The organism is Tepidiforma sp. (assembly GCF_034432735.1).
Taxonomy (GTDB): domain Bacteria; phylum Chloroflexota; class Dehalococcoidia; order Tepidiformales; family Tepidiformaceae; genus Tepidiforma.
On sequence record NZ_DAOUBJ010000026.1, the window covers coordinates 1 to 14,359 of the forward strand.

18 protein-coding genes and 2 riboswitches are annotated in these 14,359 nt (G+C 71.1%); of the genes, 11 read left to right on the forward strand and 7 right to left on the reverse strand.

The genetic code is table 11. The features are described 5' to 3' along the window. The 8 genes from VAE53_RS02115 to VAE53_RS02150 form a co-directional block, all read left to right on the forward strand. On the forward strand, positions 1-531 hold a 531-nt coding region (locus tag VAE53_RS02115; protein WP_322817710.1), incomplete at its 5' end, for a ParA family protein. 176 nt (positions 532-707) lie between these two features. Then, positions 708-1,526 carry a ParB/RepB/Spo0J family partition protein gene (locus VAE53_RS02120; RefSeq protein ID WP_322817711.1) on the forward strand — a complete coding sequence of 273 codons (819 nt, stop codon included), beginning with the start codon at positions 708-710 and terminating at the stop codon, positions 1,524-1,526. A 2-nt stretch (positions 1,527-1,528) separates the two neighbouring features. Further along, complete coding sequence (locus VAE53_RS02125) at positions 1,529-2,005, forward strand: RidA family protein (RefSeq protein ID WP_322817712.1); 477 nt, start codon at positions 1,529-1,531, stop codon at positions 2,003-2,005. A gap of 177 nt (positions 2,006-2,182) precedes the next feature. Next, on the forward strand, positions 2,183-3,124 hold the full coding sequence (locus VAE53_RS02130) for a ribose-phosphate pyrophosphokinase (RefSeq protein ID WP_322817713.1): 942 nt from the start codon (positions 2,183-2,185) through the stop codon (positions 3,122-3,124). Between the two features lie 89 nt (positions 3,125-3,213). Further along, a riboswitch (cyclic di-AMP (ydaO/yuaA leader) is annotated at positions 3,214-3,352 on the forward strand. Positions 3,353-3,456: 104 nt separating this feature from the next. Next, the gene (locus VAE53_RS02135) at positions 3,457-3,633 is read left to right on the forward strand and encodes a hypothetical protein (RefSeq protein WP_322817714.1); all 177 of its coding nucleotides are present in this window, start codon (positions 3,457-3,459) and stop codon (positions 3,631-3,633) included. Positions 3,634-3,772: 139 nt separating this feature from the next. Then, positions 3,773-4,624, forward strand: a complete 852-nt coding sequence (locus tag VAE53_RS02140; RefSeq protein ID WP_322817715.1) for a thioredoxin domain-containing protein — start codon at positions 3,773-3,775, stop codon at positions 4,622-4,624. Between the two features lie 49 nt (positions 4,625-4,673). Next, a complete protein-coding gene (locus VAE53_RS02145) occupies positions 4,674-5,456 on the forward strand; it encodes an alpha/beta hydrolase (protein ID WP_322817716.1) in 783 nt (260 codons plus the stop codon). Between the two features lie 140 nt (positions 5,457-5,596). Next, positions 5,597-6,799: an acyl-CoA dehydrogenase family protein gene (locus VAE53_RS02150; RefSeq protein WP_322817717.1), complete on the forward strand. Its 1,203-nt coding sequence runs from the start codon at positions 5,597-5,599 to the stop codon at positions 6,797-6,799. 13 nt (positions 6,800-6,812) lie between these two features. Here the strand turns inward: VAE53_RS02150 and VAE53_RS02155 are convergent, their stop codons facing one another. Continuing rightward, positions 6,813-7,310, reverse strand: coding sequence for a PadR family transcriptional regulator (locus tag VAE53_RS02155; protein WP_322817718.1), 498 nt, complete (start codon positions 7,308-7,310; stop codon positions 6,813-6,815). Between the two features lie 295 nt (positions 7,311-7,605). Here VAE53_RS02155 and VAE53_RS02160 point away from each other — a divergent pair, with 295 nt between their 5' ends. Together VAE53_RS02160 and VAE53_RS02165 are read left to right on the forward strand one after the other, a co-directional pair. Further along, positions 7,606-7,851: a hypothetical protein gene (locus VAE53_RS02160; RefSeq protein ID WP_322817719.1), complete on the forward strand. Its 246-nt coding sequence runs from the start codon at positions 7,606-7,608 to the stop codon at positions 7,849-7,851. A 208-nt stretch (positions 7,852-8,059) separates the two neighbouring features. Beyond that, positions 8,060-9,370: a hypothetical protein gene (locus VAE53_RS02165; RefSeq protein ID WP_322817720.1), complete on the forward strand. Its 1,311-nt coding sequence runs from the start codon at positions 8,060-8,062 to the stop codon at positions 9,368-9,370. A gap of 3 nt (positions 9,371-9,373) precedes the next feature. On the opposite strand, the gene VAE53_RS02170 is transcribed toward VAE53_RS02165, so the two are convergent. Genes VAE53_RS02170 through VAE53_RS02195 form a run of 6 tightly spaced genes read right to left on the reverse strand, consistent with a single transcriptional unit; the run spans position 9,374 to position 12,869 of the window. Further along, a complete protein-coding gene (locus VAE53_RS02170) occupies positions 9,374-9,922 on the reverse strand; it encodes a thioredoxin family protein (protein WP_322817721.1) in 549 nt (182 codons plus the stop codon). A gap of 49 nt (positions 9,923-9,971) precedes the next feature. Further along, entirely contained in the window at positions 9,972-10,217 is a 246-nt protein-coding gene (locus tag VAE53_RS02175) for a DUF1952 domain-containing protein (protein WP_322817722.1), read from the reverse strand. Positions 10,218-10,228: 11 nt separating this feature from the next. Beyond that, entirely contained in the window at positions 10,229-10,504 is a 276-nt protein-coding gene (locus VAE53_RS02180; protein WP_322817723.1) for a ubiquitin-like small modifier protein 1, read from the reverse strand. A gap of 18 nt (positions 10,505-10,522) precedes the next feature. Next, positions 10,523-11,359, reverse strand: a complete 837-nt coding sequence (locus tag VAE53_RS02185; RefSeq protein ID WP_322817724.1) for an LLM class F420-dependent oxidoreductase — start codon at positions 11,357-11,359, stop codon at positions 10,523-10,525. Between the two features lie 45 nt (positions 11,360-11,404). Then, complete coding sequence (locus VAE53_RS02190) at positions 11,405-12,079, reverse strand: hypothetical protein (RefSeq protein WP_322817725.1); 675 nt, start codon at positions 12,077-12,079, stop codon at positions 11,405-11,407. Beyond that, positions 12,069-12,869, reverse strand: a complete 801-nt coding sequence (locus tag VAE53_RS02195; protein ID WP_322817726.1) for a phosphatase PAP2 family protein — start codon at positions 12,867-12,869, stop codon at positions 12,069-12,071. The genes VAE53_RS02190 and VAE53_RS02195 overlap by 11 nt, the downstream gene beginning before the upstream one ends. A gap of 76 nt (positions 12,870-12,945) precedes the next feature. Further along, a riboswitch (cobalamin riboswitch) is annotated at positions 12,946-13,090 on the forward strand. Positions 13,091-13,243: 153 nt separating this feature from the next. Here VAE53_RS02195 and VAE53_RS02200 point away from each other — a divergent pair. Next, complete coding sequence (locus VAE53_RS02200; protein WP_322817727.1) at positions 13,244-14,353, forward strand: prenyltransferase/squalene oxidase repeat-containing protein; 1,110 nt, start codon at positions 13,244-13,246, stop codon at positions 14,351-14,353. The last annotated feature ends 6 nt before the right edge of the window (positions 14,354-14,359 follow it).

A 14,359-nucleotide genomic window follows, 5' to 3' on the forward strand; every position in this document is an offset into this window, starting at 1 on the left:
GGCGTCGATCTCGTCGCCTCGAGCGCCGAGCTCTCGGGCGCCGAGGTGGAGCTCGTGCCTGCGCTCGCCCGCGAGCGGCGGCTCGTCAATGCCCTCCAGCCCATCCGCGAGCGGTACGACTGGGTGCTCGTCGATTGCCCGCCCTCGCTCGGGCTGCTCACGATCAACGCGCTCACGGCGAGCGAGAGCGTCATCATCCCCGTGCAGTGCGAGTACATGGCGCTCGAAGGGCTGAGCCGCTTGATGGAGACGCTCGAGCTCGTGAGGCGGAACCTCAACCCGGGGCTCCACATCCTCGGCGTCGTGCTCACCATGTTCGATGCCCGCACGCGGCTCGCCCAGCAGGTGGTCGATGAGGTGCGGAGCCACTTCCCGCAGACCTTCGCCACCATCGTCCCGCGCTCGGTCCGGCTGAGCGAAGCTCCGAGCCACGGCCAATCGATCTTCCGGTACGACCCGGGCGGCCGCTCGGCTGCCGCCTACGAGGCCGTCGCCTGCGAACTCTTGGAACGCGTAGGAGCCGCCGTATGACACAGCCGAAGCGTGGATTGGGTCGGGGCCTCGATGCCCTCTTCGCAGGTTCGCCCACCGCACCGCCGGCGCAAGAGCCGGCCGCGGCCGCTCCCAGGGCCGCGCCGACCATCCCGGAGCGGGAGCCGGCGCACGAGAGCCCGGAGGCACCCAGTAGTGCCGCTACCGCCCGGCCCGTGCCGCCCGCTCGACGCGGCGGCCCCGAGCTGCTCGATATCGACCTCATCGCGCCGAATCCCGAGCAGCCGCGCACCCACTTCGAGCCGGAGCAGCTGCGCGAGCTCGCCGAGTCGATCAAAGAGCACGGCATCATCCAGCCGCTCATCGTCACCCGCGACGACGAGGGTGGTTACCGGCTCATCGCCGGCGAACGACGCCTCCAGGCGGCTCGGCTGGCCGGCCTCGAGGCGGTCCCGGTCGTCGTGCGCGAGGCCGCCGATGCGGAGCTGCTGGAGCTCGCCCTCGTCGAGAACATCCAACGCGCCGACCTCAACCCGGTCGAAGAGGCGATGGCCTACCGCCGTCTCGTCGAGGAGTACGGGCTCACGCAGGAGGAGGTGGCCCGCCGCGTGGGAAAGAGCCGCGCGACCGTCGCCAACGCCCTCCGGCTTCTCCAGCTCGAAGCTGAAATTCGCCGCAGCCTCGTCGCTGGGGAGATCACCGAGGGCCACGCCCGGGCGCTGCTCGGCCTGCCCGAAGGCCGCGGCCGGGTCAATGCCTGGCGCGAGGTGGTGCGCCGCCAGCTCTCCGTCCGCGATACCGAAAGCTACGTCCGCCGGCAGCTCGCCGCCAGCCCGGCCACGGCGGCCCGGCCCGCCGCCCAGACGGCCCGGCGCGACGCCGCCTTGAGCGACATCGAGGCGCGATTGCGCCGCGCCCTCAGCACCCGCGTCCGGGTCGAGCCGCAGAAGAAGGGCGCCAAGATCGTCATCGAGTGCTACTCCAACGAGGAGTTCGAAAACGTCGTCGCCACCCTGCTCGGGGAGTACCAGTAGGGATGGCGCACGAGGAGACGCCCGAGCATCGCCTGGCCGACCTCGGCATCGAGTTGCCGGCCATCCCGCCGCCAGCCGGGCTCTACGCCGCCGCCGTGCGAAGCGGGAGCCACCTCTACGTTTCCGGGCAGGTTCCCCGCGCAGCCGACGGTTCGGGCGTGGCGGCGACGGGCAAGCTCGGGCAGGATGTCACCGTCGAGGCGGGCGCCGCTCTCGCGCGGGTGTGCGCCCTCCAGGCCCTCGCCATCGTCCGCGCCGAGCTCGGCAGCCTCGATCGCGTGGTCCGGGTGGTCCGCGTCGCGGGGTACGTGGCCAGTGCGCCGGGCTTCACCCAACATCCGGCGGTGGTGAACGGCGCATCGCAGCTCCTCCTCGACGTCTTCGGCGAGGCCGGCCGGCACGCACGCATCGCCATCGGCGTCGCCGAGCTGCCCGCAGGCGTGCCCGTCGAGGTGGAATTCCTCTTCGAAGTGGGCTGAGGGCCTCGGCGGGGCGCGTGTTGGGCGAGGGGCCGTGCCCTCCACGAAACGGTGCCGCGGGCTTCCGTCCGGCGGCTTCGGGCCCAGCGGGCGCCACCTTCTACCTCCCCTCCCGGCGTGATACCCTGCTACCCCGGCGGCGCCGCCGCTTCCGCAGCCGCAACGAGGGGACCGCCGGTGTACAACGACCTCGCCATCTTTTCGGGCCGCGCTCACCCGGCGCTCGCCGAGGCGATCGCCGCCCGCCTCGGGCGGTCGCTCGGCGCCGTCGATGTGTTCGAATTTTCGAACGAGAACATCTTCGTTCAGTTCCGCGAGAACATCCGCCAGCGCGACGTCTTCCTCGTGCAGCCGTTCACCAGCCCCGTCAACACGTCGATCATGGAGCTGCTGATCATGATCGACGCTGCTCGGCGCGCATCCGCAGGGCGCATCACGGCCGTCATCCCCTATTACGCCTACGGCCGCAGCGACAAGAAGGACCAGCCCCGCGTCCCCATCACGGCGCGCCTCATCGCCAACATGCTCGAAACCGCGGGGGCCGACCGTGTCCTCACCCTCAACCTCCACGCGGGCCAGATCCAGGGCTTCTTCAACATCCCCCTCGACGAGCTCAACGCGCTCTACCCCGTCTCCGCCTACTTCCGAACGAAGAACTTGGCCAATTTCGTCGTCGTCGCCACCGACGTCGGCGGCGAAAAGCGCGCGCGCGACCTCGCCGTGCGGCTCGACTTGCCGCTCGCCATCATCGACAAGCGCCGCATCGGCAACGCGGAGGTCGCCGAGGCGCTGCACGTGATCGGCGAAGTCGAGGGGCGGAATTGCCTGATCCTCGACGACGAGATCAGCACCGCTGGCACGATCGTTTCCGCGGTCCACGCCCTCCGCCAGCACGGCGCGCGCGAGATCATCGTCAGCTGCTACCACCCGGTCTTCGCCGGGCCGGCCGTCGAACGGCTCCGTTCGCTCGATCTCCACGAGATCGTCGTCACCGATTCGGTGCCGCTCGGGCCGGAGAAGCTCCTGCCGAACATGACGATCATCCCCGTCGCACCGCAGTTCGGCGATGCGATCGCGCGGATTCACAGCGGGCAATCGGTGGGGGCCCTCTTCCAGTAGCGGCGGCCCGGGAGGCCCGGGGAAGTTGTCATGCCGTTGTGATGCGACGGTAACGAATCGTTTGCACACGCCGGGCTTCGGGTGTGGTACAACGGAGAGTGCCGAATCGGCGGGTACGCCGCCGAGCGGGGGACCCGAACGTTTTGGGGTGTATCCCGGCACGAGCCGGGTAGGCGACTCCCCTCGCCGAACCCGTCAGCTAACCCCGCAGGCGTAGTGGGAGAGGCGCGGCAGCCCTCCAGCCTGCCGAATGTGCCTCTCGTGTCCTTCGGGATGGGCCTGCGTCCGAACTGGGCGCTGGTTCTCCCCCAGTCGACCATAGGAGGCACCCGATGCTCCGACCTGGATTCCAGCCCTGGTGGCGCCGCTGGCTCGTTCCCCAGCCGGCCAACCCGCTCGTACGCCAGCAGATCACCCGAAGTTGCCCCGAATGCCGCACGCCCTACGAACCGCGCCAGCGCTACTGCCCCGGCTGCCATATCGCGACGCCGGAGTGGCGCTACGGCTGAAGCCGCCCTGTTCCCTCCTCTGGTGTGCCGCGACCCCTGGCGGCACACCCCGGTGGGCCGCCCTGGCACGGGGGCGGCCCTTCCGGTTTCGCCTTGACCGAAAGGTGACGGCGTCGACGCCGGCTGCGACAATGGCCGAATGACCGAACCGACGCCGAGCGACGCGGGGGGCGGCGGCCAGAGTCCGCCCCGCAGCCAGCCGACCTGGACCCTCTTCCTCACGCCCGGCGCCATCCTCGTGGGCGCGCTCGTCATCGCCGCGGCCATCTGGTGGCAGCCCGAACGCGACGGTGGCGATGGGGCGGCGACGCCAACGCCCGGCGGCCTGGCCGAGAGCACCGTTCCCCCCGCTTCGCCCACGGCGGCGCGCGCTTCGCTCCTCGATACCTTCCTCGGCTACGCCCGCAGCCTCGGGCTCGATGAACCGCAGCTCCGCCAGTGCCTCAACGATGGTGCCAACGTCGAACTCATCAACAGCCACTTGCAGCGCGGCAACCAGCTCGGAGTGACCGGAACGCCCACGTTCTTCATCAACAACAAGAAGCTCGTCGGCGCCCAGCCAACCGCCATCCTCCTCGAAATCGTCGAGAAGGAGCGTTCCGGGAGCCCGCCGACCTCCGTCGATGCCTACTCGCCGCAGATCCAACAGTTGGCGGCGACGAATCCCCCGGCGTTCCAAATCCTCCCGTCGCGGCCCGACCTCTCCGGCGCCGCGTTCGAGGGCAACCCGAACGCCCGCGTGGTGATCGCCGAGTTCAGCGACTTCCAGTGCCCGTTCTGCCTCCGCTGGAACCAGGTGACGCTGCCCGAGGTGCGGAAACTGCTCGGCGACGAGGTGGCGCTCGCCTTCCTCCACTTCCCGATCACGCAGATTCACCCGAACGCTGGCAATGCGAGCCTGCTCGCGATCTGCGCCGGCCGGCAGGGGAAGTTCTGGCCGATGCACGACCTCCTCTTTGCCCGCCAGTCGGAGTGGGGCGACCTGCGCTGAGCGCCGGCTGACGGCGCCGGCGACGGGGCCGCGCTACGATCGAGGCGTCATGCCTGAAACGCGCCGCTCGGGCCTCCGGATTCACTACCGCCTGGAAGGGCGCGGGACACCCGTGGTGCTCGTGCACGGGTACACCGCCAGCGGCTGGTCGAACTGGATTGCGCCGGGCTGGGTCGAACGGCTGGCTGCCGAGCACACCCTTCTCATCCCCGACCTGCGCGGCCACGGCCAGAGCGAAAAGCCGCGGCACGCCGCGGCCTACAGCCGCGCCGCCTTCGCCGCCGATGTGCTCGCCGTCATGGACGAGGAGGGGTTGGAGCGCGCCCCGGTGGTGGGGTACTCGATGGGCGGGATGGTGGCGCTCGAGCTGCTGGGCCGACACGGCGAGCGGTTCGACCGCGGTGTCATCGGCGGCATGGGGAGCTACTTCCCGCGCGGACGGGGCCGCTTCGCCTTGGAGCGGCGCCACCCCCGGAGCAGCGCCCCCCGACGGCCACCGTTGGCCTACCTCGCCTACCTCGCGCGCTATTGGAGCGAGCTGGACCTCGCGGCGGTCGGCTCGGTCTACCGCGGCGTGTTCCGCGGCGCCCAACCCGTGGATCCCGAGCTGCTGCCACGCATCTCCCAGCCCGTGCTCGTCGCGGCGGGCACGCGGGATGTGTTCTTCGAACCCGCGGTCGCGCTCGCGCGCAATCTGCCGAACGCCCGCTTTCTCCCTGTTCCGCACGATGGGCACGTGGGGGCCATCCGCAATCCGCGGCTGATCGAGGCGGTCGCGCGGTTCCTGCGCGAACCGGCGGCCTCGGCGCGGAGCGCCGCGCCGCCTGGCTGAGGTTCCCGGCAGCGAGCGGGCGGGACTCTCTACGGGCAGGGAGCGGCCGGCGCCGCAGCGGGCGCGCTCCGACTCGACAGCCTGCCCGGCCGGGGGCCACAATCGCTGCCGAATCCCGTTCGCCCCGGAGGTTTGCCGCCATGGAGTTTCGCGACTCGCCCGCCGAAGCCGCCTTCCGGAGGGAGGTGCGCGCGTTCCTCGATGCGGAATTTCCGCCGGAGTTCGCCGAGCGCCCTGTGGAGTGGGGCCTCTTCAATGCCGCCGGGCGTGCTGTTCCTGGGTTCGCCGAGTTCATGCGCGAGTGGACGAAGAAGCTGAACGCGCGCGGTTGGGGGGCGCCGGCCTGGCCGAAGGAGCACGGCGGCGGCGGCCTTTCGGTGAAGGAGCAGTTCATCCTCAGCGAAGAGTTCGCCTGGCGCCGGGCCCCCCGCCCCGGCGGGATCGGCCACGGCTGGGCCGGCCCGACCATCATGGTCTACGGCACCGAGGAGCAGAAGCGGGAATACCTCCCGAAGATCATCTCCGGCGAACACATCTGGTGTCAGCTCTTCTCCGAGCCCGGCGCGGGCTCGGACCTGGCAAGCCTCCAGACCCGTGCCGTCCGCGATGGCGACGACTACATCGTCAACGGGCAGAAGATTTGGACGTCGGGCGCGCAATACGCCCACATGGGCATCCTCCTCGCCCGCACCAATCCGGATGCGCCGAAGCACCGCGGCATCAGCTACTTCCTGGTCGATATGAAGACGCCGGGCATCACCGTGCGCCCCCTCGTCAACATGCTCGATAGCCACGAGTTCAACGAAGTGTTCTTCGAGGATGTGCGCATCCCTGCGAAAAACCTCCTCGGCGAGGAGAACCGCGGCTGGTACCTCGCGACCACGACGCTCGACTTCGAACGGAGCGGCATCGCGACGAGCGTGAGCCATCAGCTCATCGTGCGCGACCTCGTGCGCTTCGCGCGCACCCCAGGCGTCGGTAGCCGCAATGTGGCTACACGGCCGTCGCTGCGGACGGAGCTCGCCGATCGGGCGATCGAAGCGCAGGTCGAATCGCTCATCTCCTACCGGATCATCTCGATGCAGGAGCGCGGACAGATCCCCAACAAGGAGTCGTCGATCGCGAAGCTGTATTCGAGCGAGCTCGACGTGCGCCTGGCGGTGACGGCGATGCACCTTGCAGGGCTCTATGGGCAGCTCACCGACCGGCAGGACCCGCGCGTGCTCGGCGGGCGGATCGCCCGCTTCTATCTGCACAGCACGACGAGCCCGATCGGCGGGGGGACGAGCGAAATCCAGCGGAACATCATCGCGACGCGTGGGCTGGGGCTGCCACGCGGCTGAGGGGGCGGGGCGCTCAGCCCGCTCGCCGGAGCTGCCCTTGCAGCCAGGCGATATCGGCCCGCAGGTGGGCGGCCATCCTGGCATCGAGGTCGCTGCGGGGCGATTCGCTGGCGATGCGAAGGGTGCGTTCGAGCATCGTGAGCCGGCGCGCCGCTTCGGCCATCCGCTCGCGCACGGCGCGAAGGACCTCGTTGGCGCCGATGGTCCGGGCAGCCGCCAGGGCGAGCGCGAAGGCCGGGCTTTCGACCGGTTCGCGGCGGATGACGGCGCCGGCGGCTGCGGCGAGGCGTTCGCGCCCGGCGGGCGCCAGGTCGAATCGGCGGCGCACGTGGCCCGTCTCGCCCGCCTCGATGCGGGCGACGATCAGCCCCTCCCGCTCGAGCGCATCGACGGCCCGATAGAGCGCGCTCCGGCTGACGGGCGTGCCGAGGCTGGAGAGGTGGTCGAGGAGCGCGTACGGGTGGGCGGGAGAGAGGGCGAGGGCGGCGAGTACGGCGAAGCTGGCGTCCATGCGCGCATCGTGCCGCCGGCTGGGGCGCCTGCGCCATCGGGGAGTCGCCCGATTCCGGCGGGGGCGCCTTCCCGATGCCGCCCCGGTCGCGGTCGTCGCCCTCCCGTGCGGGAGAGGGCTCGCGCCGCCAGCGACCGGAACGCGGCACAGCCGCCCGGCCTTGCCCGTTCGCCGGGCGGTTTCGGTAAGGAAGTCGAAAGGGCGGCGGCCCGGGCCTCGTGGAGATCTGGTGAACGGCTGGGGACGCACAGGGCGCGGACGCTTCGCCCCGGCCGAACTTGCTAAGGTGATCGTGATGGATGCCGGCGGTAGCGGCGAGGGCGAGGGGGGCCTCGTGGTGGTCTGCGCGTGGTGTGGCGTGGCGGTACGTGGCCAGGCCGGCGGGGCGATCTCCCACGGCATCTGCCCCGATTGCGCCCGCCTGTTCCTCCGCCGGCTCCCGGCGGCCTACCTCGCCTCCATCGCCGACGGGGACGGGTCGGTGACGCTGTTCTCCGGCTACCGGTTTCGGCTCGACGAGGTGTGCCCGCCGAGCGAGTGAGGTGGCGGCCGCCGGCCTGGCCTGCCCGTCGCAATTTGGCCCGGTACGGCGCGGGGGCAGGGTTTCCCCGGATTTTTCGCGGTCCTAACCGTCCGTTACCCGTTCGCGAACGTTTCTGGCGGCGAGGCGTGGTACGGTGAGGGAAGTGCGGGGCTGCGCCGGCGCCCGGCGTCGTCCGTACATCCGAGGTGTGGTGGTACGAACGGTGGTGACCCGTCGTGCGGCATTTCCGGTCCTTGGCCTCTTCGCGGCCGCCAAACTCACCTCGCAGGCGGCCCAGAATCTGTTTTTCGCCGCGCTCCTCGTGGCGGCCGGCACGTCGGCCCACGCGGGCGCCGGCCTCTCGTCGTTCTTCGTCGCGATGCTCGTCGCCTCGCTCGCATTCGGTGTGCCCGGCGGTGCGCTCGCCGACCGGGTCGGGCCCTCGCGGGGGTTCGGGGCGGGGGGGCTGGCGCGCGCGGTGGTCATCGCCGCCTGGGCCTTCGCCCCGGGAGCGGGGTGGATGGTGCCGGCGGTGGTCTTCGCCTATTCGGCCGTTTCGCAACTGTATTCGCCCTCGGAGATGGCGCTCGTCCGCGTCCTCGGTGGTGGGCATCACTCGGCGATGCATTCGCTGCTGGTCACGATGCAGTTCAGCGGACAGGGGCTGGCCGTCGGGGTGCTGGCGCCGCTTCTCTGGTGGTACGGCGGGACGGGGGCGATGGCGGCCGGGGCGGCGGTGGCCGGCCTCGGGGCGGCGGTGCTCGCCTGTAGCCTCGCGGTGGCTACACGGCGCCTCCGGCTCGATGCGCCGGTGCGCGGCTCCAGCTTCCGCGATACGGTCGGGTTCTTCCGCCGCTACGCGATCGCGCGCGAGGCGCTCCTCGCCCTCGCGCTCATGTCGATGGTCGTGCAGGGGAGCATCGTGGCTCTTCCCCTCTACCTTCGCAACGACTTGGCGGCGGGCTCGCTCGGGGCGGCCGCGGTGGTGGGCGCTGCGGGGCTAGGCGTGCTCCTCGGGCTCGGGTTCGCGGCCTTTCGGCTGCGTGCGCAGGTGGCTGGGCCGGTGATCCGGGCGGCCGTCCTCGCGATGGCGGCCGGGATGTTCGCCTTGGCAGCCCTCGATTACGGGCTTCGCGCGGCGCTCGAGCTCACCGAATTCGGCCCGCTGGTGGACCTGGATCTGCGCCTCGGCGCTTCCTTCGCGGTGGCGGTGCCGGTGGCCTTCCTCCTCGGACTCGCGGTCTGCCTCGCGCTCCTCGCCGGGCGCACGGCGCTCAGTGCAGCCGCACCCGTGGCCCACCAGTCGCGCGTGTTCGCCGTGCAGTCGGTGCTGACGGATGCCTTGGTCGTCCTGCCGCTCGTGCTGTTCGGGGTCGGTGTGGAGGTGGCGGGCGCTCGGCCGGTGCTCGCAGCGATGGGCGGCGTCGCGGGCTTCGCCTTCCTCGTGCTCGAAGGGCGCGTCGTTATCGCCTGGTTCCACCAGCCGCCGAGCGAGTCGCCTGTGGCGGCGATCGCCGTGCCCGCCGACCGCGGCTGACGTTCAGCGCCGGACGAGGGCGAGCAGCTCTTCCACCTTCGCCCGGAAGGCGGCCTCGTCGGTGATGGCGCCGAAGCGCCCCACCTCCCGCCCGGCGGCGTCGATCAGCACAAAGGTCGGCGTCTCGTGGATGCCGTACCGCTCGCTCACGGGGTCGCGGTCGACCGACTTTTCGACGAAGACGAGGCGCTCGCGCTCGCTCGCCATCAGGCGATGGACGAACTGCATCCGTTCGCAGAGCGCGCAGGCGGGAGCGCTGAAGAAGACGAGCGTGGGCCGGCCGTCGGGGCGGGGCGCGTCTTCCGTGGGGAGCGGGGCGAGGCTGTGATAGGCGGTATGCTCGGGGCCGCGGATGGCGACGACCTCGCTCCCTGCGTTCTCCCGGGCGAGCGCCTCGAGGGCCGGGTCGACCGACGACTCGCCTCTCGCGGCGATCCCGACCCAGGCCGTCAACCCGACGGTCGGGAAGACCATGGCGAGGATGATCGCCCAGGCTTTCCAGCTCCAGCCGGGATTCCACCACCGGCGTCGACGCATCGTCGGCGAAGGCATGGCTCCATTGTGGCGGGCCGCGGCTCAGGCGTCGCGCGGCGAGCCCCGGCTACCCGCCGCCCCGCATCGTCTTTCGGCGCAGATAGGCGGCAATCTCGGCTTCGCGCTCGCCTTCGACTTCGTAGAAGACGACCGGCACGCGAATGCCGCCCACGCGCGCGCTCTCCCCAGGGACGAAGCGGACGCTCCAGCCCTCCCCCTCGACCGTATCGCCCTGGCGCTGGCCGCCCATCTCGCGAACGAGGTAACTGGCGATGAGGTCGGTCTCGACGTTGCGCACTTCGAGCCGCTCCATGCTGCCTGTGCTCAGCCGCCGGCTGCCGGCGGGAAGATATCGACTTCGGCGCTGGGGGGAACCGGCGTGTCGAGCGATTGCAAGTGCCGGATCTCGCGGCCATCGACGAAGACTTTGATGTAGTCGCCGAGGTCGCCCGCTGGCGTCCAGAGGAGCTCGCCGATGGCCGGGAAGCGTGCGCCGACGGCTCGGAGCAGGTCGCCGGCGGTGGCGCCGGGGGGCAGGTCGAAGTCGACCGCCTTGCCGCCGGCGAGGGGGCGGAGGGTGGCATAGAAGTTGACGCGCATGGGTGCCTCCGCGGGTGGCTAGAGGCCCGCCACCTCGGCGTACCGCCTCAGGGCGGGGATGACCTGTTCGGCGCCTTCGGGGCGCAGGCCGAAGATGACCCGGTCGACGCCCAGCTCGGCGTACTGCTCGATCACCTCTTTGGAGGGCGGTACGCCGAAGACGGAGACGGGGATGGGGCCCCGCCCGGCCGCCCGAGCCCGCTCCTGGAGCTCGCGGATCATCTGGCCGAGCACCTGGCCGGTGCGCCCGCCGATCGGCATCCAGCCATCGCCGTATTCCAGCACACGGTCGAGGGTGTGGGGGCCCGCGCCGCCGACGAGGATGGGCGGGTGGGGCTTCTGGATGGGCTTGGGCCACTGCCAGATCGGGTCGAAGTTCACGAATTTGCCGTGGAACTCGGCCTCCTCGTTCGTCCAGATCGCTTTCATGGCGAGGATGCGTTCGCGGAGGATCTTCCAGCGGAGCTTGGGGTCCGTCCCGTGGTTCTCCATCTCGTCTTCGTTCCAGCCGCCGCCGATGCCGAAGAGGAATCGGCCGCCGGAGAGATGGTCGACGGAGGCCACCTCCTTCGCGGTGGTGATCGGATCGCGCTGCATCACGAGGCAGACGCCGGTGCCCACCTTGAGCGTCTTCGTGACGGCGGCGACGGCGGCGCAGACGACGAACGGGTCGAGCGTGTGGGAGTACTCTTTCGGGAGTTCGCCGCCGCCGGGCCAGGGGGTGCGTCGGCTCGTGGGGATATGGGTGTGCTCGGGGAAGAAGATGGATTCGAACCCGAGCTCCTCGGCCGCCCGGCCGAGGTCGGTGACCGGGATGGCGTAGTCGGTCGGGAACATCTGGATGCCGTACTTCATGCGGCCCTCCTCGGGGATCGGGGTTGCACTATTCGCCGGCGGATTCTATCCGCCCGGCATCTTCGCTGCGACCGCCCGCACCACCGCTGGCGCATCCGTGATGACGCCGCGCACGCCCAGCTCGGCGAGCGGCCCGAGGAGCGCTGGGTCGTTCACTGGCCAGGCGAGGACGAGGTCGGCGAGGGCGGCGAGCCGTTCGGCGCGCGCTGCGGTGAGCAGCTCGCGGTGGATGGCGACGGCGGTAGGGTGGCGGTCGGCGAGGTGCTGCGCGATGCGCTCGAATCGCCGGGCGCTGCCGATCGAATGGACGACGAGGGCGGTCGGCTCCTGGTGGAACGGCTCGAGGAGCGACCAACGCTGGGCGCTCACGAGGTAGCTCCGGCCCGGCGCGAGCTCGCGCATCGCCTGGCGGATGGCGGGGCCGAGGCGATCGTCCCAGCCCTTGAGGTCGAGGTGGAGGAGCACGGAGGCCGGGGTCTCGGCGAGGAGGTCGGGCAGGCGTCGCCGCGGCTTCCAACCGGGGCGCAGCTCCCAGCGGTCCCAGAGGATGGGCAGCGGTCCAGCCGTCTTGGTGTGCCGGATTTCGAGCCGGCCGCGGTGCAGCCAGACGTCGGCCTCGACGACGGGGGCGCCGGCAGCGAGGGCTTCGGCCAGCCGCGCCGGCTCGTTCCCCGCGCGATGGGCGACGGCGAACTGCCCGGCGGGCAGCTCAGGCCGCATCGGGCTCCACCCGTTCGGCCGGCTGCAGCCACACGCCGAGCTGCCAGGGCGCGAAGCGGCGCCCGCGGGCGAGCTCGACGGCGTAGAGCGCCGCGAGCGCCATCGCTGCCCCGACGACGAGGTCGAGCAGGTAGTGGTTCGCGGTGAGGATGGTGGCGAGGCCCATCGCCGCGGGAGCGACGATGCCTACCGCTTTCAGCCACCGCCACGGGGCGCAGCGGACGATACCCAGCCCGATGAGCAAGTTCCAACCGAAGTGGAAGCTCGGGAGGGCGGCGTATTGATTCACCAGCGCCGGGGGCTGAAGCACCCGGTAGGCGCGGGAATACTCCGTCACGGTATCGACGAAGGTCCCGTCGTAGAGCCGCGGCGGGGCTACCGGGAAGAGGGCGAAGACGACGAGGCCCGCGCTCCCGGAGACGAGGAAGGCGTTGCGCAGCACGCGGTACTCCCCCGGGTGGACGAGCACGAGCCAGGCTGCGACGACGGCGATGAACGGCCAGTGGCCCCAGATGTACACCCAGTTCGCCAGGGTGATGAGCGCGTGCGACTGGAGGATGAGGTCCTGGAGGTCCTCTTCGACGTGGATGCCCAGCGCGCGTTCGATATCGACCACGCGGGCGGCGTTGACCAGTGCATCGGCGCGGGCGCCTTCCGTGAGGCCGCGGATGGCGAAGTAGGCGAGGACGGCGACGAGCATGATGCCCAGCTCCCGCACGACGAGCGCCGCGGCCCGTCCTGGCCTCCGTGCCCGCTCGGGCAGCTCACGTATCGATGTCATGCGTGCCATCGATTCCAGTGTACGCGGCCCGGACGAGGGCGGTGGGACTTGACGGAGCGTTGTCGAACCTCCAGATTGCGTTTTGACAATCGAAGACCGGGAGGGCCCTTCCGCCGCACGCCGGTGGGAGGAGCCGGGGCAAGCCGGTGCGAATCCGGCGCTGTGCCGCAACTGTGAGGCCCCGCCTTTGGGGCCGAGCCAGAAAACCCGCCCGACCGGACCGATGATCCTTCGCGCGAAAGGGGTCGGTGCCATGGTTCGTTCACCCTGACCCGCCGCCCGAGGCGGGTTTTTCGTTCCCACCTCCAACGCTCGCCGTCATTCCTCGGCCTCTCCCGGGAGGTGCGTTCCCGGGCCGGGCCCATTCTCACCCTGGAGTTGGTATGAAGCGCCTGTTCCTTGCCCTCGCTGCCGGCCTCGCTCTCCTGCCGGCGTTGGCCTTCGCCGCCCTGCCCGCCACCGATGCGGTGGTGAAAGGCGCGGCGTTCATCAAGACCGTCCAGCGTCCCGATGGGAGCTACGCCGAATCGCCCGGCCAGTCGATCGACGCGATCATCGCTGTCCGCGCCGCCGGGTACGACCCGCGCCTCGACCTCCAAGGCGGCAAGTCGCCGGTCGACTGGCTCGTGGCGGCGGCCCCGGCGATCACGTCGCCGGCCTCGGCCGCCAAGGCGGCGCTGGGCGCGAAGGCGCTCGGGCTCGACCCGAAGAACGTCGGCGGGACGAACCTCATCGGCATCGCCCAGGCCGGCTACGACGCCGGGTCGGGCGCCTACGCGAGCAACGCCTTCAGCCAATCGATCGCCATCTTGGGGCTCGCCTGCACGGGCAACGCGGTCGGCGCGAAGGCCGCCGACAACTTGAAGGCGGCGGCCGTCTCGGGCGGCGGCTGGGGGTTCGGCGGCGTCGCCGATCCGGACACGACGGCCATCGCCATCCAGGCGCTCCTCGCCGCTGGCGTCCCGAAGACCGACGAGAAGATCGCCGCCGGGCTCGCGTGGCTTCGCGCCAACCAGGGCAGCGATGGTGGCTGGGGCTTCGACCCGAGCGCCTCGAATACCTCGTCGACTGCCTTCGCCATTCAGGCGCTCCTCGCTTTGGGCGAGAACCCGGAATCGGCGACCTACACGAAGAACGGCGTCACGCCGGTGCAGTACCTCCTCGGCCAGCAGCTGCCGGATGGTTCGTTCGCGGGCTACGACCCGGCGTTCGCTGCGAACCAGGTGGTGCCTGCGCTCGCCGGCCGCACCTTCTGCAACGCGCCGGAGACGCCGATCACCCGCGTCCGCCCGGCGGCTCAGCCGACGCCGACCGCCCCGCCCGCTTCGCCGACGGCACCGCCGGCCACTCCGACGCCGCGGCCGCCCGCGACGGGCGATAGCCGGGCCGAAGCAACCGGTGGCGCCGGTGCCATCGCGCTCGCGCTGGCTGGTGCGGCGCTCTTCGCGACGGGCGTGTCCGCAGCGGCGGTTGCCCGGCGGCGCAACTCGTAGCCCGAC